Origin of the sequence: Actinosynnema mirum DSM 43827 (genome assembly GCF_000023245.1) — a bacterium.
GTDB lineage: Bacteria > Actinomycetota > Actinomycetes > Mycobacteriales > Pseudonocardiaceae > Actinosynnema > Actinosynnema mirum.
The window spans coordinates 37,889-57,547 of the sequence record NC_013093.1; the positions used below are offsets into that span (position 1 = coordinate 37,889).

19 protein-coding genes are annotated in these 19,659 nt (G+C 73.6%); 9 read left to right on the forward strand and 10 right to left on the reverse strand.

The genetic code is table 11. The features are described from left to right. The first annotated feature begins 49 nt into the window (after window positions 1-49). Together AMIR_RS00175 and AMIR_RS00180 are read left to right on the forward strand one after the other, a co-directional pair. Window positions 50-1,291 (forward strand): MFS transporter, encoded by a 1,242-nt coding sequence (locus AMIR_RS00175; RefSeq protein WP_041837224.1) that lies wholly within the window; start codon window positions 50-52, stop codon window positions 1,289-1,291. Beyond that, window positions 1,288-2,055 carry an SDR family NAD(P)-dependent oxidoreductase gene (locus AMIR_RS00180; protein WP_012782672.1) on the forward strand — a complete coding sequence of 256 codons (768 nt, stop codon included), beginning with the start codon at window positions 1,288-1,290 and terminating at the stop codon, window positions 2,053-2,055. Before AMIR_RS00175 ends, AMIR_RS00180 begins: the two co-directional genes overlap by 4 nt. Window positions 2,056-2,427: 372 nt before the next feature. On the opposite strand, the gene AMIR_RS41355 is transcribed toward AMIR_RS00180, so the two are convergent. Then, window positions 2,428-2,790, reverse strand: coding sequence for a hypothetical protein (locus AMIR_RS41355; RefSeq protein WP_012782673.1), 363 nt, complete (start codon window positions 2,788-2,790; stop codon window positions 2,428-2,430). Between the two features lie 13 nt (window positions 2,791-2,803). Then, entirely contained in the window at window positions 2,804-3,127 is a 324-nt protein-coding gene (locus AMIR_RS00185; RefSeq protein WP_041836480.1) for a hypothetical protein, read from the reverse strand. A gap of 277 nt (window positions 3,128-3,404) precedes the next feature. On the opposite strand from AMIR_RS00185, the gene AMIR_RS00190 reads away from it, so the two are divergent. From AMIR_RS00190 to AMIR_RS00200, 3 genes are all read left to right on the forward strand, one after another. Further along, window positions 3,405-4,727 carry a helix-turn-helix domain-containing protein gene (locus tag AMIR_RS00190; protein ID WP_084798777.1) on the forward strand — a complete coding sequence of 441 codons (1,323 nt, stop codon included), beginning with the start codon at window positions 3,405-3,407 and terminating at the stop codon, window positions 4,725-4,727. A gap of 73 nt (window positions 4,728-4,800) precedes the next feature. Further along, window positions 4,801-5,697 (forward strand): aminoglycoside phosphotransferase family protein, encoded by an 897-nt coding sequence (locus AMIR_RS00195; RefSeq protein ID WP_012782675.1) that lies wholly within the window; start codon window positions 4,801-4,803, stop codon window positions 5,695-5,697. A gap of 111 nt (window positions 5,698-5,808) precedes the next feature. Then, window positions 5,809-6,108, forward strand: coding sequence for a hypothetical protein (locus AMIR_RS00200; protein ID WP_041836481.1), 300 nt, complete (start codon window positions 5,809-5,811; stop codon window positions 6,106-6,108). A 175-nt stretch (window positions 6,109-6,283) separates the two neighbouring features. On the opposite strand, the gene AMIR_RS00205 is transcribed toward AMIR_RS00200, so the two are convergent. The 4 genes from AMIR_RS00205 to AMIR_RS00220 are packed head-to-tail and all read right to left on the reverse strand — an operon-like array spanning window position 6,284 to window position 9,177. After that, window positions 6,284-7,303, reverse strand: coding sequence for a copper resistance D family protein (locus AMIR_RS00205; RefSeq protein ID WP_012782677.1), 1,020 nt, complete (start codon window positions 7,301-7,303; stop codon window positions 6,284-6,286). Beyond that, window positions 7,300-7,848 (reverse strand): copper resistance CopC family protein, encoded by a 549-nt coding sequence (locus tag AMIR_RS00210; RefSeq protein ID WP_012782678.1) that lies wholly within the window; start codon window positions 7,846-7,848, stop codon window positions 7,300-7,302. Before AMIR_RS00210 ends, AMIR_RS00205 begins: the two co-directional genes overlap by 4 nt. Beyond that, window positions 7,845-8,594: a YcnI family copper-binding membrane protein gene (locus AMIR_RS00215; protein WP_012782679.1), complete on the reverse strand. Its 750-nt coding sequence runs from the start codon at window positions 8,592-8,594 to the stop codon at window positions 7,845-7,847. The genes AMIR_RS00210 and AMIR_RS00215 overlap by 4 nt, the downstream gene beginning before the upstream one ends. A gap of 25 nt (window positions 8,595-8,619) precedes the next feature. Next, on the reverse strand, window positions 8,620-9,177 hold the full coding sequence (locus tag AMIR_RS00220; RefSeq protein WP_012782680.1) for a hypothetical protein: 558 nt from the start codon (window positions 9,175-9,177) through the stop codon (window positions 8,620-8,622). A 93-nt stretch (window positions 9,178-9,270) separates the two neighbouring features. Here AMIR_RS00220 and AMIR_RS00225 point away from each other — a divergent pair, with 93 nt between their 5' ends. Beyond that, the gene (locus AMIR_RS00225; RefSeq protein ID WP_012782681.1) at window positions 9,271-11,103 is read left to right on the forward strand and encodes a BCCT family transporter; all 1,833 of its coding nucleotides are present in this window, start codon (window positions 9,271-9,273) and stop codon (window positions 11,101-11,103) included. 52 nt (window positions 11,104-11,155) lie between these two features. On the opposite strand, the gene AMIR_RS00230 is transcribed toward AMIR_RS00225, so the two are convergent. Then, window positions 11,156-11,596: a DUF6474 family protein gene (locus AMIR_RS00230; RefSeq protein ID WP_012782682.1), complete on the reverse strand. Its 441-nt coding sequence runs from the start codon at window positions 11,594-11,596 to the stop codon at window positions 11,156-11,158. A 101-nt stretch (window positions 11,597-11,697) separates the two neighbouring features. Between AMIR_RS00230 and AMIR_RS00235 the strand changes: the two genes are divergently transcribed. Then, the gene (locus AMIR_RS00235) at window positions 11,698-13,332 is read left to right on the forward strand and encodes a TM0106 family RecB-like putative nuclease (protein ID WP_012782683.1); all 1,635 of its coding nucleotides are present in this window, start codon (window positions 11,698-11,700) and stop codon (window positions 13,330-13,332) included. 41 nt (window positions 13,333-13,373) lie between these two features. Here the strand turns inward: AMIR_RS00235 and AMIR_RS00240 are convergent, their stop codons facing one another. After that, on the reverse strand, window positions 13,374-14,126 hold the full coding sequence (locus tag AMIR_RS00240; protein ID WP_012782684.1) for an SDR family NAD(P)-dependent oxidoreductase: 753 nt from the start codon (window positions 14,124-14,126) through the stop codon (window positions 13,374-13,376). A gap of 338 nt (window positions 14,127-14,464) precedes the next feature. On the opposite strand from AMIR_RS00240, the gene AMIR_RS00245 reads away from it, so the two are divergent. Continuing rightward, complete coding sequence (locus AMIR_RS00245) at window positions 14,465-16,246, forward strand: gamma-glutamyltransferase family protein (protein WP_012782686.1); 1,782 nt, start codon at window positions 14,465-14,467, stop codon at window positions 16,244-16,246. 77 nt (window positions 16,247-16,323) lie between these two features. Here the strand turns inward: AMIR_RS00245 and AMIR_RS00250 are convergent, their stop codons facing one another. Next, the gene (locus tag AMIR_RS00250) at window positions 16,324-16,653 is read right to left on the reverse strand and encodes a hypothetical protein (protein WP_012782687.1); all 330 of its coding nucleotides are present in this window, start codon (window positions 16,651-16,653) and stop codon (window positions 16,324-16,326) included. A 961-nt stretch (window positions 16,654-17,614) separates the two neighbouring features. Then, window positions 17,615-17,989: a hypothetical protein gene (locus tag AMIR_RS00255; protein WP_012782688.1), complete on the reverse strand. Its 375-nt coding sequence runs from the start codon at window positions 17,987-17,989 to the stop codon at window positions 17,615-17,617. A gap of 373 nt (window positions 17,990-18,362) precedes the next feature. Between AMIR_RS00255 and AMIR_RS00260 the strand changes: the two genes are divergently transcribed. Further along, on the forward strand, window positions 18,363-19,649 hold the full coding sequence (locus tag AMIR_RS00260) for an alginate O-acetyltransferase AlgX-related protein (RefSeq protein WP_012782689.1): 1,287 nt from the start codon (window positions 18,363-18,365) through the stop codon (window positions 19,647-19,649). The last annotated feature ends 10 nt before the right edge of the window (window positions 19,650-19,659 follow it).

Below are 19,659 nucleotides of genomic sequence, written 5' to 3' on the forward strand. Positions count from 1 at the left end.
GGGCGCGCCGGACCCCGCGATAACCGGCCCCGCCGCGCCGAACCCAGTCGTGCCGGATTCCGCCGCGACCGCCCACGACCCGCTCGCCGAACCGGTCGCCCCGGTCGGCCGGGGCTGGACGACCCTGCTGTTCCTGGCCAACCTCGGCCTGTGGCTCGGCGTCTACGCCCCGATCCAGGTGCTGCTCCCGCAGCAGGCCGAGCGGATCTCGCCCGACGCGAAGGAGCTGGTGTTCGGACTGGTCACGGCCCTGGGCGCGGCTGTGGCGCTGATCGCCAACCCGCTCATCGGGCTGTCCTCGGACCGCACCTGCTCCCGGTTCGGCCGCCGCCACCCGTGGACCCTCGCGGGCGCGCTGGTCGGCGCGCTCGGCCTGGCCGTGCTCTCCGCCGCCGACGCGACCTGGTCGATGGCGCTCGGCTGGTGCCTGGTCCAGGCCGGGCTCAACGGGATGCTCGCCAGCCTCACCTCCGGCGTCCCCGACCGGGTGCCGGTGGCGCAGCGGGCCAGGGTCGGCGGACTCGTCGGCATCAGCCAGATGCTCGGCACCGTGCTGGGCGCCGTCGTGGTGACCGTGCTGGTCACCGGCCAGACCGCCGGCTACCTGGTGTGCGCGGCGCTGGTCGTCGCGGGCGCGCTGGCGTTCGTGCTCGCCACCCCGGACACCCGGCTGCCGCGCGCCGCCCGCCCGCCGCTCGTCGCGCGCGAGCTGTGGGTCTCCCCGAAGCGGCACCCCGACTTCGCCTGGGCGTGGACCGCGCACTTCGCCATCAACCTCGGCAACGCGCTCGGCACCCTCTACCTGCTGTTCTTCCTGGCCGACGAGGTGCGCCACCCGTCGCCCGAGGACGGCCTGCTGGTGCTGATGCTGCTCTACGGCGCGGCGCTCGTGGTCGGCGCGGTGCTCGTCGGCGCCCGCTCCGACCGCACCGGCCGCAGGCGCGGCGGCGTCCACCTGTCCGCCGCGCTCATGGCGCTGGCCGCGCTGCTGCTCGCCGCCTGGCCCACCTGGTGGTCCGCGCTGATCGCGGCCCCGCTGCTCGGGTTCGGCTTCGGCGCCTACTGGGCGGTCGCGCTGGCCCTGCTCACCCAGGTGCTGCCCGCCGCGACCGACCGCGCCAAGGACCTCGGCGTCGTCAACGTCGCGAACGCGCTGCCCCAGGTGCTCGCCCCCGCGCTGGCGTCGGTGGTGCTGGTCGACCTCGGCGGCTACCGGGGCCTGTTCCTGCTCTCGGCGGCGGCGACGCTCGTCGCCTCGCTGTGCGTCACGCGGATCAGAGGAGTGCGATGAGGGTTCTGGTGACCGGGGCGTCCCAGGGGATCGGGGCGGCCGTCGCCGAGCGGTTCGCCGCCCAGGGCGCCGAGGTGCACCTGGTGGCGCGCGGGGCGGTCGCGCTCGCGGCCGTGGTCGAGCGGATCACCGCGCGCGGCGGGCGGGCGGTGGCGCACGTCGCCGACCTCGCCGACGAGCGGCGGGTGCTCGCGCTGGCGGAGGAGGTCGGGCCGGTCGACGTGCTGGTCAACAACGCGGGCGTCGGCCGCTGGCTGTTCCTGGACGACACCGCGCCCGACGAGCTGCGCGGCATGACCGCCCTGCCGTACGCCTCGTACGCGCTGCTCACCTCGCTGCTGCTGCCCGCCATGCGCGAGCGCGGCTCGGGTCGGCTGGTGTTCCTGAACTCGCCCGCCTCGCGGATCGCCATCCCCGGAGCCACCGGCTACACGGCGGCGCGCTGGGCGGTGCGCGGGCTGGTCGCCGCGCTGCGCCAGGACCTGCGGGGCACCGGGGTCGGCGTCACGGAGGTCGTGCCGGGCGCGGTGCGGTCCAACTACTTCGACAACAACCCCGGTTCGGCCGAGCGCATCCCGTGGGTCGTCAGCAGGCTCGTCCCCACGATGACCCCCGAACGGGTGGCTGCCGAAGTGGTGAAGGCCGTGGCCCGGGGACGCTCCGAAGTCGTTTTCCCGTGGCAGATCAAACTCTTCGACCTGGTCGGAAGGGTGATTCCTGGAGCTGTCGCATATCTCGCCTGGCGGACCGGCGTTCACAGGTGAACGCGTTCGGCTCTGCGGGGTGCGCTGAATGGCCCCCAAAAGAGGGAACAGTGCGTAACCGGGAAACTGTGCGGAACGTCAAGGGCCCTGAACGCGAAAGTGCGGAATTGCGAAACCTGGACGTGGAACCGGCCCCGATGCCCGCGCGGGAGGGGCGGACATCGGGGCCGGACTTGGTGCCCGCGGACCGGCGCCGGTCGGGAGGGAAGGTGTGCACGGCACCGGCCCGCGGATGACTTGGGTGTTCGGTTGTGAGGCTGACCGGCGGCCCGTTCGTCGCGGTCGGGGGTTCGCACGTCCCGGACCGCCGGTCAGCGTGAGGCGGGTGGACGACCGTGTCGCGTCGGGGGAACGACAGGTCACCACCGCCCGTTAATGGGCTCGGACAGCTACTCCTCGGCGCGACCGGGTGACAGGAGGGGTCACCGGCGCCGTGCGGAGGTGCCGAGCCGGGCGCGGGGCCAGTCCGCCCGCGACCAGGTGCTCGTACGCGGCGCGCCACACCGAGCAAGGGCTCTTCTGCTGCCGCCAACGACCGGAGCACTCGGGGCAGTTGCCCTTGTCGTCCGGTTCGTGCGCGGCGAGCAGTGCCCGCCATCCCTCGGTCAACCGAGGGAGCTCGGATCGTGCCACCGACAGGAGGGAAGGGGCGTCGGCCTGGCTGGCCAGCTCCGTGAGCAGGTCCAACCGTTCCCAGACCGCGTTGCGAAGAACTTGACCGAGGATCTCGTCCACCGAAACGTCACCGTCACCTTTCCGCCTTCTCGGCGGCTTCGCGTAGCGCTGCCCTGAGCTGTACGAGTCGGCCGGCCGAAAGGACCGCCGCCCCACCGGTCGGGCCGACCAGGGGCGCGGGGCCCCCGGTGGTCCGGGCGGTGGAGCTGCGATCCCGGCCTGCCACGCCGTCGGGGCTGGAGCACCACCGACGACGCTGCCCGGTCGAGCCGCGCCATCCGGAGCCGAGGTCGGTCGGCTCCTGGATAGACAGGGAAGTGGAGCGGGAAACCCCGAGGACGACCTCACCCACGACGCCACCGCGCCGGGTGGTCACCGCCTGCTCGATCAGATCCACCGCGTGTCCCTCTCCGAGTTCACTCGCTTACCGGAACCTAGATTGCGATGATTCAACCCGGAGCGGGGCACTCCAGCGGTGGCCGGTGCTCGTTCCACGGTAAGCGGTCAACGGAGTTCAGTAGGGCCGATCAGCCTCGCCGATCGACACTTCTCGCACTTGGTGGAATGCCCCTACTCTGCCGTTGACGCCCGGTAAGGACTGTGAGGGGGCGCAATTGAACACCATCGGTTCGTCGAACTCTCCTGTTACGCCCGAGGTCTGGGACCAGCAGGAGATGCGCGACGCCCTGGCCAAGCGGGAGATCAGCACGGTCTACCGGCTGCTGCGCAGGCACGGCGTGTCGCAGCGCCAGATCGCGGCGCTCACCGGTCAGTCGCAGTCCGAAGTGTCGGAGATCCTCAAGGGTCGTCAGGTCATGGCCTACGACGTCCTGACCAGGATCGCCAACGGCTTGGGTGTCCCCAGGGGATACATGGGCCTCGCCTACGACGAGGCCACGGCAGTGCGGGTGGCCGCCACGGCGGAGGCACCCCATTCTGAGGAGGACGAGTCGGTGAAGCGAAGGAAGTTCCTCGCGCACGCCGCCGCCATCACCGTCGGTGCGGCCGTGTTCGGCACGGACTCCGGGTCTTGGACGGGCTCTCCCGCGCAGACCCCGGCCCCCGGCCGGATCGGCATGACCGACGTCCGCCAGGTCGAGGCCGCCACCAAGGCCCTGCGCACGCTGGACTACCAGTACGGCGGCGGCTCCTGCCGCGACGCCGTCGTCGCCCAGCTGTCCTGGGGGCAGCAGATGCTGGGCGCGAACGCGACCGAGCTGGTCAAGGAGTGGCTGTTCGTCGCGCTCGCCGACCTGCACAACCTCGCGGGCTGGACGTCGTTCGACACCGGGCTGTACGACTCGGCGCGCAACCACTTCGGGCAGGCGCTCAGCCTGGCCAAGCAGGGGCGCAAGGAGGAGCTGGTCGCGAACATCCTGTACCGGATGGGCCGCGTCTACCTGCACCAGGACGCCCCGGACGACGCGCTCAAGGTGTTCCAGCTCGGCCAGCTGGCCGCGCAGAACTCCGGCTCCGAGCTCGCGGTCGGCATCCTGTGCGCGAACGAGGCGTGGGCCTACGCGAAGATGGGCTCCGACACGCAGGCGCTCAAGCTGCTCGGCAGGGCGCGCGACGAGTTCGCCAGGGCCAACGTCGCCGAGGCGCCCGCGTGGGCGCGGTTCTTCGACGCGAACGACCTGTCCGCCATGGTCGGCACGGTGCACACCGAGCTGGCCCAGACGGTGGACGTCAAGTACACCCGCACGGCCATCCCGGCGCTGTCCAAGGCGATCGGCGGCTACGGCGAGGACATGACGCGCAGCAAGTCGTTCAACTTCATCTCGCTGTCGATCAACCACCTGCTCCAGGGCGACCTCGACCACGGCTCCAAGGTCGGGCGCCAGGCGCTCGACCTGTCCGAGAGCCTGAAGTCGATCCGCACCAAGGACCGGATGAAGCCGCTGCTCGGCGAGGCGCAGAAGCGCCGCAACAACCAGGACGCCCGTGAGCTCGCCGAACGCGTCTCCAAGTTCACCGGCACCGACAGCGCGGCCTGAGGCGTCGGGGCTCGGACCTCCGCAGGGGTCCGGGCGCGGCGGCGCGGGCGACGGCGCTGGGAGCGGCGCGCGGGTGGCGGGTGGTGGCCGGTTCACCCCCGCCGTGCTCGCGGACGTCCTGGAGCGGCTGTGCGCGGGCCTCGGTCTCGACCACCGGGGCGCGCGGCTGCTGAAGTTCACCGCCAACGCGGTGTACGAGCTGCCCGCCGAGCAGGTCGTGGTGCGGATAACGGGGTCGATGGCGCTGCGCCACCGGGCGCCCAAGGTGGTCGCGGTCGCCCGCTGGCTGGCCCGGCACGACGTGCCCGCCGTGCGGCTGGTGGAGGACGTGCCCCAGCCGCTCGTCGTGGGGGAGCACGTGGCCACCCTGTGGCGCACCGCGCCGAGCGGCGGCCCGCCCGTCGACGGCCGCGACCTCGGCAGGCTGCTCCGGTTGGTGCACTCGCTGCCGGAGCCGGACTTCGCGGTGCCGAAGTGGTCTCCGCTGGAGGACGTGCGGCGGCGGATCGCCGACGCCGAGGAGCTGGCGGCGGACGACCTGGAGTTCCTGGAGGAGCGCTGCGCGGCGCTCGCCGAGCGGCTCCGCTCGCTGGAGACGGCGCTCCCGGTCGGCCTCGTGCACGGGGACGCGCACCTGCGCAACCTCATCCCGAGCCCGGACGGGCCCCTGATCTGCGACTTCGACTCGACCGGGCTGGGGCCGAGGGAGTGGGACCTGTCCATGGTCCCGGTCGGCGCGGCCCGGCTCGGCCACCCGTGGCGGTGGCACGAGCAGCTCGCCGCCGAGTACGGCTTCGACGTGACCGGGTGGCCGGGGTACGCCCTGCTCAGGGACGTGCGTGAGCTGAAGCTCACCACCAGCGTCCTGCCGATCCTGCGCAGCCACCCCGAGGTCGCGCCTGAGCTGCGGCGACGACTTCGATCACTGCGCGAGGGCGATTCAGGGACCCGCTGGGAGCCCTACCGCTGAGTCCGCAATTCGCGTAACACCGCGCACGTGGAATGCGACTGAACCCATCGACGGGGAGCTTCGCAGTGCCTAGGGTTCGGGTGCTGACTCGGGCGATGGGGTGTTGCCACGGTGCGCGGAATCGGACAGTTGCTCGGCACTAGGCGCAGGCGCGCCAAGCGGGCCCTCGACGCGGCCAGGATGCTGGACGAGGTCGTCGACACGCAGTTGCCGCTGCTGGCCTCGTTCGACGAGGAGCGGCGGCGGCGGTCCGCGGACTACCTCGCGGAGCTGGTGAAGCTCGCCCAGGACTACCGCTACTTCGCCAACGGCTGGATCGACGCCCGCGAGCTCGACCGGCGCGGGCAGGAGGCGCTGGTGGTGCTCGGGAAGTTCCGCAACGACCCGACCGCCAGGCTCGCGCAGGACTGAGGCCGTTCGCCCGGCGCAATCGCCGCTGGTCCTTCCGGTCGCACTTCATCGCACCGGAAGGACCGTTCGGCGCTGGACCGAACCGACCACGGCTGGTCGGCAGGCGCCGCTGGCCGGTGGGGCCCGCGCGACGGGCGGTCACCCGCCCCGGCCCGGCCGGCGCTCGCGGTGGCCGCTAGGCGACCGGCGCGCGCGAGAGCACCACCGCGAGCCCGAACGCCGCGCCCATCACGGCCAGCTCCGCCGCCGCCCAGCCGACCAGCGCGGTCGGCCGGTGCCGCCGGACGAGCGGCAGCAGCCACCAGCGGATGCGCGCCCCGAGCCCGGCGAGCGCCAGCGCGCACAGCGCCTTGCCGACCAGCAGCAGCCCGTACGGGGTGGTGACCAGCGAGCCCGGCAGCCCGCCGCCCGGCGCGGCGGCCAGCTCCAGCAGCCCGGTGCCGATCCCGGTCGCGGTCACCACCAGCAGCGCGGCGGTCGCCAGCCTGGAGAACCGGGGGAGCGCCTCGGCCAGCAGCCCCCTGCGGTGCGCCACGAGCACGACCAGCGCGACCAGCCCGCCGGTCCACAGCGCCGCGCCCAGCACGTGCAGCTCCATCGCGACCACGGCCACGTCCCGGAAGTCCCGGTTCGACGCGTGCCCGGTGGCGGGCAGCGGGAGCAGCCCGAACAGGGCGACCAGCACCCGCAGCTCGGCGGGCACCGCCTCGCCCCTGCGCACCGCGACCGCGCCGACCCCCAGGCACACCACCGCGCACACCGCGCTGAACAGCAGCCCCTGGCCTGCGGGCACCCGCTGGACGTAGTCGAGCAGCCGGGCCGTGGTCAGCGGCACGTCCGGCCTGGTCTCGTGCGCGCGCAGCACGACCGACAGCAGCGCGACGAGCGCCCACACCGCCGACAGCACCACGGCGGCGGGCCTGGCCAGCCGCAGCACCGGCTCGGTCGCCGAGGGGCGGGCCGCGCCCAGCAGCCTCGGCAGCAGCGACAGGCCGACCACGCCGGTCGCCGAGAGGTCGAGCAGGACCCTGGCGAGCGGCTGCGCCACCAGCGCGGCGATCCCCGGCCCGCCGACCGCCGCGCCGGTGCCCGCGATCGCGAGCCCGACGAGCACGCCGGCGAGCGCGCCCAGCAGCAGCCCGCCCGCCACCCGCGCACGGGGGCGGGCGGGGCCGCTGGTCCGGTCGGCGGTCACCGGTCGGCGCCGTCCCCTCCGCCGCGCAGCGCGAAGAAGACGCCGCCGCCGAGCAGCACGACCGCGCCGACGATCCACACCCAGACGGGCACACCGCCGCCGGAGTCCCCACCCGAGGCGTCCCGGGTCGCGGACTCCGAGGCGGGCACCGGGGTGCCCTGCGCCGCCGTCGTGGTGGTGAACTTCAGCGAGCCGCTCACCGGGTGCCCGTCGGCGGACAGGATGCGGTAGCCGAGGGTGTACTCGCCCGCCGGGCCCAGCTCGCGCACCGGGAAGATCACCGAGTTGTCCCGCACGGTCGGCTCGGCCTGGTCCTCCCAGCGGGTGCCGTCGGCCGAGGTGACGGTGAGCGTGTTGAACCGCTCGCCCGCCTGCACCGGCTGGTCGAAGGTCAGCGTGACCTCGCGCGGCCCGGTGGCCAGCTCGGCGCCGTCCTTCGGGTCGCTGGAGATCAGCACGTTGTGCGCCCACGCGGCCGGGGCCGCGCCGAGCGCGACCCCTCCCGCCACGAGCGCGGACAGCAGCAGCGAGACCGCGCGCCTCATGCCGAGGGCTTGCCCGAGCGGCGGGTGCGCAGGACGGCGCCCGCGCCGAGGCCGAGGCCGAGCGCACCGACCGCGAGGCCCGCGCCGCCCAGCCAGCGGGCGGTGTCGTCGGTGGTCGTGGACGCGGCGGTCTCGGAGTGCGAGTCCCCGGACCCGGCGGGGGCGTTGCCGTGCGAGTCGGCGCCCTCGGCGGGCTTGACCAGCTTCAGCACCGGCGCGGGGTGCTCGGGCTCCTCGTCGGCGGGCGGGGCGCTCCAGTCGACGACCTCGCCGCTGGCGTAGGTCTGCTTCGCGGGCATGACCAGCTGCTCGGTGGTGTCGGGCAGCGGGCCGACCGACACCTCGAACTCGTTGAACTGACCGGGCGCGATCTGCACGCCCGCGTCGGCGGTCCACACCACGGTGCGGACGGCCTCGGTGACCTCGCGGCCGTGGCTGGTGACCGGCTTGTCGAGCGTGGCCTTGACCGCCTCGACCTGCCAGCCGGGCAGCGGCTTCGTGCTGACCGAGGCCAGCGGGTACTCGGCGGGGAGGGTGACCTCCAGCTTGACCGTGCCGGAGTCGGGGCGCTCGTTCGGCACGCGGAAGATGACCTTCGCGTAGCCGCCCTGGGTGGCCGGGGCGGTGGTCGACGCGGAGACGTGCGCGGAGGCGGTGCCCGCCGTGCCGAGCGCGAGGAAGCCCGCGGTGGTGAGGAGTGCGCCTGCGCGGACGAGCGGGCGCAGGCCGGTGCGAGTGGTGGACATGGTGTGGGTGCTCCTGATCGCGGGTTCAGCGTGGTCCTGGGTGCGGGGCGATCGGGAGCGCGGGCGGTCCCCGGCGGGCGTTCACCCGCCTGAGGGTGATCCGGACGGGGGTGGGCTGGGGGTGGCCCTCGGGCGCGGGGAGCGCGGCGGGGCGGGACGCCGGGCGGGGTTCGCGCAGCACCGGCAGCAGCCGGGCGGCGGCGCCCGCGAGCGCGAGCAGCACCGCGTCCGCCCTGGCCAGCAGCAGGCCGGTGAGCAGCGCGGCGACCACGTGGGCCGCCGTCATCGCCAGCGGGTCGAGGCCGAGGCCGGGCCCGTGGTGCTGGTGCGCGGCGAGCGAGAGCAGCGCGTGCTGCCCGGCCTGCGCCGAGACCAGCGCGCCGACCACCGCCCACGGCGTCCGGCGGCGCTCGGCCAGCGCGGTCCCCGCGCTCGCGGTGAGCAGCAGCAGGGGCAGCACGGGGGTCAGCTCGACGGCTTCGCCGCCCGCCGCGCCGTGGGCCGCCAGGCCCAGTGAGGCCGAGGTCACCGCGACCAGGGACCCGCGCGCCGCGCGGGACGTCACACCTGGTCGAGTGGCCACGCCACCCAGCGTAGGAGACGACCCGGAGCGCACGGCAGACCCGTCCGGACCTCCGAAGGTTTAGCCCGAACGGGTGAGGGGTACCGCATACCGGTGACGACCGCAGAACCGCAGATCAAGACACCTCTGCCGGGGGAGCCGAAGGTCGACCGCCCCGGCCGCACCGACTACGTCGTGTTCGGCGTGGCCGCCGCTATCACCGTCGCCTTCCTCGGATGGGGCGTGTTCGCCACCGATTCGCTCGCCTCTGCTTCCAAGACTGCCCTCGGGTGGGTCATGGGAAACCTGGGTTGGGCGTTCGTGCTGCTCGCGTCCGGCTTCGTCCTGTTCGCCCTCTGGCTCGCCGTCAGCCGCTACGGCCGCATCCCGCTCGGCCGCGACGACGAGCGTCCCGAGTTCACGACCGTGTCCTGGATCGCGATGATGTTCAGCGCGGGCATGGGCATCGGCCTGATGTTCTACGGCGTCAACGAGCCGCTGACGCACTTCGTCAACCCGCCGCCGGGCACCGTGGAGGCCGGGTCCGACGCGGCGCTGCGCACCGCGATGGCCACCACCCTGTTCCACTGGACCCTCCACCCGTGGGCGATCTACGCCGTGGTGGGCCTGGCCATCGCCTACAGCAGCTTCCGCAGGGGCCGCAGCCAGCTGATCAGCGCCGCGTTCGCGCCGCTGCTCGGCGAGCGCACCGCGAACGGCGGCGTCGGCAAGGCCATCGACGTGCTGGCGATCTTCGCCACGCTGTTCGGCTCGGCCGCCTCGCTCGGCCTCGGCGCGCTGCAGATCGGCAGCGGCCTGGAGATCGTCGGGTGGGCCGGTGAGGTCGGCAACGCCGTCCTGGTCGGCGTCATCGCCGTGCTGACCGTGGCGTTCATCGCCTCCGCGGTCTCCGGCGTCGCCAAGGGCATCCAGTGGCTGTCCAACGTCAACATGGTGCTGGCCGTCGTGCTGGCGCTGTTCCTGTTCGTGGTCGGCCCGACCGTGTTCATCCTGAACATGGTGCCCACCGCGATCGGCGAGTACTTCCGCGAGCTGGCCGAGATGACCGGCCGCACCGCCGCCACCGGCGGCGACCCCATGGAGACCTGGCTGTCCGGCTGGACCGTCTTCTACTGGGCCTGGTGGATCGCCTGGGCGCCGTTCGTCGGCATGTTCATCGCCCGGATCAGCCGGGGCCGCACCATCCGCCAGTTCGTCGCGGGCGTCATCGGCGTGCCGAGCCTGGTCAGCCTGATGTGGTTCGCCATCTTCGGCGGCACCGCCATCGCCACCCAGCGCGGCGGCGCGGACATCGCGGGCCAGTCCACCGCCGAGGGCCAGCTGTTCGCCGTGCTCCGCGAGTACCCGGTCGCGTCGGTCTCGATCGTGCTGGTCATGGTGCTGGTGGCGATCTTCTTCGTGTCCGGGGCCGACGCCGCGTCGGTGGTCATGGGCACCCTGTCCCAGCGCGGCTCCATCGCCCCGACCAGGGGCGTGGTGATCTTCTGGGGCGTCGTGACCGGCGCCGTCGGCGCGGTGATGCTGCTGGTCGGCGGGTCGAGCGGGCTCACCGGCCTGCAGAACCTCACGATCATCGCGGCGCTGCCGTTCGCCGTGGTCATGGTCGGCCTGTGCCTGTCGCTCGCCCGCGACCTGCGCAGCGACCCGATGATCCGGCGCGAGGAGCGGGTCGCCGAGGTGCTGGAGGAGGTCTCCACCAAGATCGGTCCGGAGGAGGCGGCGCTGCGCGCGGTCGAGAGCCTGACCAAGGGCGAGGGGCTGAGCAGGGCGGAGAAGCGCGTCCGGTCCGAGGCGGCGGGGAAGGCCGCCGAGGCCGAGGGCGACGAGCCCGCCGCCACCGGGGGCGTCACGGCCGAGGGCTCCACCGCGCAGGACGTCACCGCGCAGGACACCACCGCCGAGGGCGGGAGCCTGACCAAGAAGTGACCGGGGTGGGCGTCGGCCCGGCGGGAGCGGCCCAGGGGGCCGCTCCGCGCGCCTAGTCGACGCCCAACCTCTTCAGCAGCTCGCCCTCCACCGCGTCCAGATCGGCCGCGACGGCGCGGTGAGCCGCCTTCCGGCGTGGTGCGGGCATCCCCTCGGAGGCCCGCACCGCGGCCTGGAGCTGGGCCAACCGCTGCTGGCACCGCTGCGCGTAGCCCGCGTCCTCGTCCACGAGGCCGGCCAGCGCCGCGCCCGCGTTCGAGATCCGCGCGTGCAGCCGGGCGCCCCGGCCGGAGTACTCGGCCAGCCGCTCCACGTCCACGCCCAGCCTGGCCGCGCGGTAGCGGTCGTACCGGTCGCCCGCCGCCGACGCCGCGCGCGCGGCCAGCGGCGCGAGCACCGGGAGCAGCGCGGGCACCACGACCTTGGCCACCCCGACGAGGTTCTTCGCACCGCTCGGGCTGATGCCCCGCTTCCGCGCCGTCCTCCGCGCCATCACCGCACCTCCTGCCCGCACAGTAGCCACCCGCGTGGAAAAGATCGCGCCGAGCGCGGGTTGCGGGTACAAGCCCGGACCTCCCGGCTTACCCTTCTCCGGTGACTTCCCAGGTGCAGCTCGACGCCGGTGTGGTCACTCGTTGCCGGCGGCGGGTGCACCTCGAACACGACCCGGACGTGCGGGAGGCCGCCAAGGCCCCGCCGGACGCCGCCGGGCAGCAGCGCCGGGCCGACGCGGTGGACCACCGGGCCGCCGTCGCCAGGGCGCTCGGCCGCGAGGTCGGCTCGGCCCTCGTCGAAGTTCCCCCGGACGTGCCCGTCGCGGACCGCGAGCGGGTCACCGCCGAGGCGATGCGGGTGGGCGCCGAGTACATCTGGGGCGCGGTGCTGCCGCGCGACCCGCGCGGTGGCCGCAAGGGCGGCGTCGAGCTGCTGGTCCGCGACCGCACCGGGTACGTGCCGGTGATCGTCGTGCGGCACAAGACCACCGACCCCGGCCACGGGGCCCGCACCTCCCCGCTGTCCTACCCGCAGCCCGCGGGCGCGCGCACCGACCCGGTGCGCAAGGTCCGCCCCCAGCCGCGCGACCAGCTGCGCCTCGCGCACGTCCAGCGGCTCCTGCAGGCCTCGGGCCACGCGGCCCCCGGCCGGGCCACCGGCGGCGCCATCGGCATGGACGCCGACGTCGTGGTGTGGCACGACCTCGAGGCGGCGACCTGGCCGGGCGGGCGCACCGCGCTGTCCGAGTACGACGCCCGCTTCGCCGACCGCCTCGCCATCGCCGACGCCGCCATCGCCGGGACCTCCCCGCTGGCCCGGCCGTCGCGGGTGGTCGAGTGCAAGACCTGCCCGTGGTGGCCGGTGTGCTCGGACGCGCTGACGCAGGCCCGCGACGTGTCGCTGGTGGTGCGCGGCGAGGACGCGATGGCCCTGCGCCGGGCCGGCGTGCCGACCGTGGACGACCTGGCCGCGCTGGACCCGGCCGAGCCCGCCGTGCCGCTGGTCGGGATGGCGCACGAGGACGCGGTGGTGCTGGCGCGGGCGTGGCTGCGCGGGCTGGCCGTGGCGCGGCGGGTGCCGCGGATCGAGGTCGCCAGGGCCGAGGTCGAGGTCGACGTCGACATGGAGAGCTTCGGCGACCTCGGCGCGTACATGTGGGGCTGCCTGCTCAGCGGCGCCGACGTGGGGGTGGAGCCCGGCTACCGGGCGTTCGCGACCTGGGACAAGCTGCCGTGCGCCGACGAGGCCCGCTCGTTCGCCGAGTTCTGGGCCTGGCTGACCGGGGTGCGCCGCGCGGCGGCCGAGCGCGGGCTGGGCTTCAAGGCCTACTGCTACAACGAGTTGGCGGAGAACCGGTGGCTGCTGTCGTCGGCCCAGCGGTTCAAGGGTCAGCCGGGCGTGCCGCCGGTGGCCGAGGTGAAGGAGTTCATCACCTCGGACGACTGGGTCGACCTGTTCGGCGTGGTCAGGGACCAGTTCCTGTCCACCAACGGCAAGGGGCTCAAGACGATCGCCCCGCTGGCCGGGTTCCACTGGCGCGACCCCGAGGCCGGGGGCGAGAACTCCATGCGCTGGTACCGGGACGCGGTCGGCATGGACGGCCAGGAGCCGGACCCGGCGCAGCGGCGCAGGCTGCTGGAGTACAACGAGGACGACGTCCGGGCCACCCACGCCCTGCGGGGCTGGATGACCTCGGACGCCGTGGCCGGGCTGCCGTACGCCGGGGACCTGTAGGCCCCCGGCGGGCGACTGCCGGTGCGGGGCTGCCCGCGCGACTACCTGGGCGCCATGCGCAGCGCGCCGTCCATCCGGACGACCTCGCCGTTCAGGTAGTCGTGCTCGATGATCGACAGCGCCAGCCTCGCGTACTCGTCCGGCAGGGCCAGCCGCTTGGGGAACGGCACCCCGGCGGCCAGGCCCGCGCGGAACTCCTCGGACACGGTCGCCAGCATCGGGGTGTCGACGATGCCGGGCGCGATGGTCATGACCCGGACGCCGACCGAGGACAGGTCGCGCGCGGCGGGCAGCGTCATGCCGACCACCGCGGCCTTCGAGGACGCGTAGGCGACCTGGCCGATCTGGCCCTCGTAGGCGGCGACGGAGGCGGTGTTGACCACGACGCCGCGCGCGCCGTCCGGCCCCGGCTCGGTCGCGCCCATCGCGGCGGCGGCCAGGCGCAGGACGTTGAACGTGCCGACCACGTTCACGTCCAGGACCTTGCGGTACAGGTCGAGCGGGTGCGGACCGGCCTTGCCGACCGTCCTGGTCGACGGGCCGATGCCCGCGCAGTTCACCGCGATCCGCAGCGGAGCGCCGGAGCCCGCGGCGGTGTCGACGGCCGCTTGGACGTCCTCCTCCGAGGTGACGTCCGCCGCCAGGTAGGTGACGCCCTCCACGGCGGGGGCGCCGTCCACCGAGATGTCCAGCGCGAACACGCGCGCCCCCCGCGCGGCGAGCGCGCGCGCGGTGGCGGCGCCCAGCCCCGACGCTCCGCCGGTGACGATCGCCGCGGTGCCCGAGATCTCCATCAGCAACCTCCATGACCCAGTCGTGGGTCTGGAGGTTAACGGTCGTTCAGCCCGTGGTGCTCGGAGACGTGCAGCAGCGCGACCAGCGGGACCGCGGCCACCAGGGCCAGTCCCGCGAACACGAGTGCGAACATGAGTACCTGCATGGGGAAACGATGCACCCGACCGCCCCTCCGGCGCGTCCCCCGGAGAGGTGTTCTCCGTCCACCCTCAGGACTACTTCGATCACGCTCCGCGTCCGACTTCAGTCGGACGGCCACCGGGTGAAACCTCGGGGTCGGAACTCGTTCCTTTAGCGAAGGCAACGAAGTGGCTCCCGTCCACGTAGGTTTGTCCGCGTGTTCACCACGCGCCCTGAACTAGCGGGAACCCACGGCATGGTCGCGTCCACCCACTGGCTGGCCAGCTCCGCGGGCATGGCGGTGCTGGAGGACGGCGGCAACGCCTTCGACGCCGCCGTCGCGGCGGGCTTCGTCCTCCAGGTCGTCGAGCCGCACCTCAACGGACCGGGCGGCGAGGTCCCGGCCCTCTTCTCGGTCAGGGGCGGAGCACCGCGCGTGCTGTGCGGCCAGGGCACCGCCCCCGCCGCCGCGACCCCGGCCCACTACCGCGACCTCGGCCTCGACCTGGTCCCCGGCAGCGGCCTGCTCGCCGCGACCGTCCCCGGCGCGTGGGACGGCTGGCTCACCCTCCTGCGCGACCACGGCACGAAGTCGCTGCGCGAGGTGCTCGGCCACGCCATCGGCTACGCCCGCGACGGCTTCCCGCTGCTCGCGCGCGTGCCCGTCACCATCGCCGCCGTCGCCGACCTGTTCCGCGACCACTGGACCACCTCCGCCGACCTGTGGCTGCCCGGCGGGAAGCCGCCCGTCGCGGGCGAGCGGTTCCGCAACCCCAAGCTCGCCGACACCTGGGAGTGGCTGCTGGCCGCCGGTGAGGCCGCGGGCGCCGACCGGGAGGCCCAGATCGAGGCCGCCCGCCGCGCCTGGTCCCAGGGCTTCGTGGCCGCCCAGGTCGAGGAGTTCTGCCGCACCGCCCACCGCGACGACTCCGGCCGCGACCACGCGGGCGTGCTCACCGGCCAGGACATGGCGGGCTGGGAGGCGAGCTACGAGGAGCCGGTCACCGCCGACTTTGGCGACTGGACCGTGGCGAAGATCGGCGCCTGGTCGCAGGGGCCCGCGCTGCTCCAGCAGCTGCGCCTGCTGGAGGGCTTCGCCGACCGGCTGGAGTACGTCGACGGCGCGCCCACCGCCGAGACCGTCCACCTGGCGGTGGAGTGCGCGAAGCTGGCGTTCGCCGACCGCGAGGCCTGGTACGGCGACAGCGCGGACGTGCCGCTGGAGGCGCTGCTGTCGCGGGAGTACGCGGCCGAGCGGCGCGCGCTGGTCGGCGAGCGGGCGTCGCTGGAGCTGCGGCCCGGCGCGCCCGGCGGGGCGGAAGCCGTGCTGGCGCAGCACATCCGGCGCGGGCCCTCGGTCGCCGAGGAGCTCGGCGGCGCGGTCGGTGAGCCCACGGTGTCCAGGACCGGGGCGGTGCGCGGCGACACCGTGCACGTGGACGTGGTCGACCGCTGGGGCAACATCGTCTCGGCCACCCCGTCCGGCGGCTGGCTCCAGTCCTCGCCCACGATCCCGTCGCTCGGGTTCTGCCTGGGCAGCCGGGCGCAGATGTTCTGGCTGGACGAGGGGCTGCCGAACTCGCTGGCGCCCGGCAAGCGGCCGAGGATCACGCTGTCCCCGTCGCTGGCGCTGCGCGGCGGCGAGGCGGTGCTGGCGTTCGGCACGCCCGGCGGCGACCAGCAGGACCAGTGGCAGCTCGGGTTCTGGCTGGCGCACGCGGTCGGCGGGATGAACCTGCAGGAGGCCATCGACTCGCCGATGTGGCACTCGAACGCGTTCCCCAGCTCCTTCTACCCGAGGGCGTGGACGCCGGGCGAGCTGGTCGTGGAGTCGCGGGCGCACGGGCTGGACGAGCTGCGCGAGCGCGGCCACTCGGTGGTGGACGCCGGGCCGTGGGCGCTGGGGCGGATGTCGGCGGTGTCGCGGGACCCGAGGAGCGGGCTGCTCAGGGCCGGGGCGAACGCGCGCGGCGCGCAGGGGTACGCGGTCGGGCGGTAGCCCGGCGGTGAGCGGGAGGAACGGCCCCGGTCCGAGGGGGAGGGGACCGGGGCCGTTCCGGCTTCAGGGGGCGCCGATCAGTCGTTGCCCTCGATCAGCAGGTGCACCAGCGCGTCGGCGGGCAGGTCGCCGTTGTTGACCAGCGCCTGGAGGTCGTGGGCGAACACGTCGGCGTCGACGTTGTCGTCGTCCAGCACGTTCAGGTTGATGTCGCTGATCTCGTTGATGTCGAGGTCCACGATCTCGCCGACCTTCACCGCGTCCGGCGCGTGGGCGTCGATGTCGGGGTTGGCGGTGGTGGTGATGTCGATGGTGTCGGCGGCCATCGCGGTACCACCGAGGCCGAGCATGGCGGCTGCGCTGCCGAGGCCCAGCAGGGCGCCCGTGACGGTCTTCCTCAGGTTCATGGGCGGCAAAGTTCCGCACTCGGAGACCCCCGATCAAGCTCCCTAATCCTCCGGGGTGGATTAGTTCACCCGGCCCGGTGGACACCGCTGTTCGGCCGAGCGCTCCGACCCGATGCGCCACTGGGGTGGCGAGTCCGGTGCGGGGGTGCGGGACGGGGAGCGCGGTGGGAGGGAAGAGCGTGATCGCCACGTGGGGGTAGCCCCCGCGAGGGGGCGCGCCGCCGGGTGGCTCAAGGGCGCGGCGGGACCGGGGTCGGGTGCCTCGGCGTCGGGTGCCAGAGCGCGTGCTGGCCGTGTCGGGTGGAACAGGCGCGGAGGGGTGGTCTCGCCGGTTCGACCGGGCCGGGGGAGGGGAACCGGTGGCCAGGACCGCCCGATCGGGCGCGATCCGTGGGAGGGGCGGGCCGGGAGGTCGCCGGGTAGAGGTCTGCCGAGGGGGTGCGTGGCGGCTGCGGAGCGGGGCGGAGAGGTCTCTGCGGGGGCTTCCGGAGCGTTGCTCCCAGGCAACGGGTCCGGTGGCGTTCCGAAGGGCTCGGGAGTTGCCGGGAGCCGTCGGGGGACCTGTGGTCGGTGACCCGTGGTGATCAGCGGCGACTCTGCGGCGCCGGGCGGGTGCGGCACCCAGCGTGACGAGGCTGCCTGGGCGGGAATGCGCTGGTCGTGGGCCGTGTCAGGTGGACTGGGGGGCTCGTCCGCGTTCCAGGGGGTGACGGGCCCTGCTCCGGGGCGCCTGCTCCCTCCGCAGTTCTGCGGAGGGCTCTGCTGGTCATGCGGGTCGCCGTGGCTTCCGCGTCGCTTCCGCGCAACGAGTCGTCGCGGGTAATCGGCATTCGCGGATCGTCGGCCGGTTGTTGTTCTTCCGGTCGTACCGGTTTGGCTTCCGGTCTATATGGGGTGAATATTCACCCGGCATTCGGTGACGATCTGTAATTGAGGTGTTCCGGTCGTTTAGGTCGCGCGATTACGCGATGGCGCCGGGGGGCAGCTTCAGGGTGAACGGCAGCGTCGTGACGACCGCGAGGTCGGACGCCGTTCGCCTCATGAGGGTGGGCGCGTTGCGCGTTCCCGGCTCGGGCAAGTCGAGCAGCCGGTCGACCGCCTCGACGAGCGGACCTTCATAGATCCAGACCGCCTGAGCTGCGCGTGAGCTCTCCCGGACGGCGGGCAGCCTGCCCGCGCGGGCCTCGGTCTCCGACCAGAAGAGGATCGAGTCGATGAAGCCTCGGCGCTGCTTGAACGCCATGATGCGGTCCAGCTGCCCGTCCTCGTCCCGGAGGTGGAGGAACTGGAACCCGCTTTCGCGCAGCTCGACGACCTTGCTCAGTGCGAGATCCATGACGCACCTACCTCTTGTTCTGAGGTTCCCCAGCATGAACAGGGCCGGTGACCCGGAAATGATCGTACGCCAAGCCGACAATCCCCCGTAAGGACTAGGTCGGAGAAGTCGCGGGATTGAGATGACAACGGGTGACGCTTTTCGGAGTGCTCGCAGCGCATCGGCGGGTCGAGTCCACAATTCCGCCGCCGTAGCGGTGACGAGGCTCACGTGACGCCACATCGGCCCCCGTGCCGTCACCTGGACCGGTGAACCCCTGCCCGGACGTGCGACTTGTTCCGTTGGTTGCCGACCACTGCCCCCACCAAACCCCCCGCCCCCCGGAAGTGCCAAGCACCGGGTGCGGGACCACCCCTGCCGTTACCCTGGACGGGTGACCTCTGACCAGCGCGCAGGGCTGCCGCCGCTGCCGGAGTCGATGCTCCCCAGGGACCACGCCCTCTACCGCCCCCGGCACTCGGGCAGGCAGCGCCCCGCCCTGGTCGCGGCCGGGGTCTACTTCCTCCTCCCGCTGCTCCTGCTGGCGGTCGGCGTGCGGCCGGGCGAGTTCGAGAACCGCCAGCTCGCCGAGTTCCCCTCGGTCACCGACGGCTGGGACTTCTTCACCGGGTTGAGCGACTGGGCCGACGACCACATCCCGCTGCGCGAGCAGGCCGTCGCCGCGGCCGACGGGATCAGCCGGGGCGTCTTCGGCGAGCCCGCGCCCCTGCGCGGCCCCTCCACCGGCACCGGGCCCATCCCCGAGGTCCCCTCCAAGGACCCGTCCGCCGACCGCCCCACCCCGACCGGCCACGTGCGCGTGCTGGAGGGCAAGGACGACTGGCTCTACCTCGGCCTCGACGTCGAGGGCGCCTGCGACCCCGACTTCCTGCTCGGCGACACCCTCGGCAAGCTCAAGTCCCTGCGCGCCGCCGTCGAGTCGTCCGGCCGCCGCTTCGTGCTGGTCGTGCCCCCGAACAAGTCCACGGCCATGCCCGAGAAGCTCCCGTCCAAGTACTACGGCGCCGACTGCGCGGCCAAGGCCCGCGACGACCTGTGGAAGCGGCTGCCCGAGACCGGCGCGATCGACCTGCGCTCCGCGCTCGCCGACGAGGCGAAGCGCCTCCAGGCCCCCGTCTACCTCCAGCGCGACTCGCACTGGAACCACGCGGGCGCGATGGTCATGGTCCGCAGGGTCGCCGAGGAGGTCCAGCCCGGCGTCACCGGCTCCTGGAAGGTCGAGCCCGCCGAGGAGTCGAAGGTGGCCGCCGACCTCCCCACGCTGCTCGGCCACCCCGAGGAGATCACCCTGACCTCCTACGACGTCCTCGCCGACGGCAAGAAGAAGGCGGGCGAGCCGCTCAAGGGGCCGTGGGACCAGCCCAAGACCACCACCAAGGCCAGGGGGACGGGCATCGCCAACGCCACCGCCCTGCTCATCGGCGACTCGTTCAGCGAGCAGGCCGCGCCCTACCTGTCCGGGGTCTTCACCCGGTTCACCTACCAGAACGCGGCCACCATCCAGGCCGACCCGGCGGCCACCGCCCGGCTCATGGTCCAGAACGACGTGGTCGTGGTCGAGATGGTCGAGCGCAACGTCGTGATCGGCGCCAGCTCGCTGCTCGCCGAGGGGACCCTGAACGAGATCAAGGCGCAGCTGGCCGCCAACCCGAAGCGCTGAGCACCCAGGG

Bases quoted from the DNA above. Each gene is read 5' to 3' on its own strand.
- AMIR_RS00250 (WP_012782687.1), bottom strand. From the start codon at position 16,653: ATGAACCTGAGGAAGACCGTCACGGGCGCCCTGCTGGGCCTCGGCAGC.
- AMIR_RS00190 (WP_084798777.1), top strand. From the start codon at position 3,405: ATGCGCGACGCCCTGGCCAAGCGGGAGATCAGCACGGTCTACCGGCTG.
- AMIR_RS00215 (WP_012782679.1), bottom strand. From the start codon at position 8,594: ATGTCCACCACTCGCACCGGCCTGCGCCCGCTCGTCCGCGCAGGCGCA.
- AMIR_RS00180 (WP_012782672.1), top strand. From the start codon at position 1,288: ATGAGGGTTCTGGTGACCGGGGCGTCCCAGGGGATCGGGGCGGCCGTC.
- AMIR_RS00255 (WP_012782688.1), bottom strand. From the start codon at position 17,989: ATGGATCTCGCACTGAGCAAGGTCGTCGAGCTGCGCGAAAGCGGGTTC.
- AMIR_RS00230 (WP_012782682.1), bottom strand. From the start codon at position 11,596: ATGGCGCGGAGGACGGCGCGGAAGCGGGGCATCAGCCCGAGCGGTGCG.
- AMIR_RS00210 (WP_012782678.1), bottom strand. From the start codon at position 7,848: ATGAGGCGCGCGGTCTCGCTGCTGCTGTCCGCGCTCGTGGCGGGAGGG.
- AMIR_RS00240 (WP_012782684.1), bottom strand. From the start codon at position 14,126: ATGGAGATCTCGGGCACCGCGGCGATCGTCACCGGCGGAGCGTCGGGG.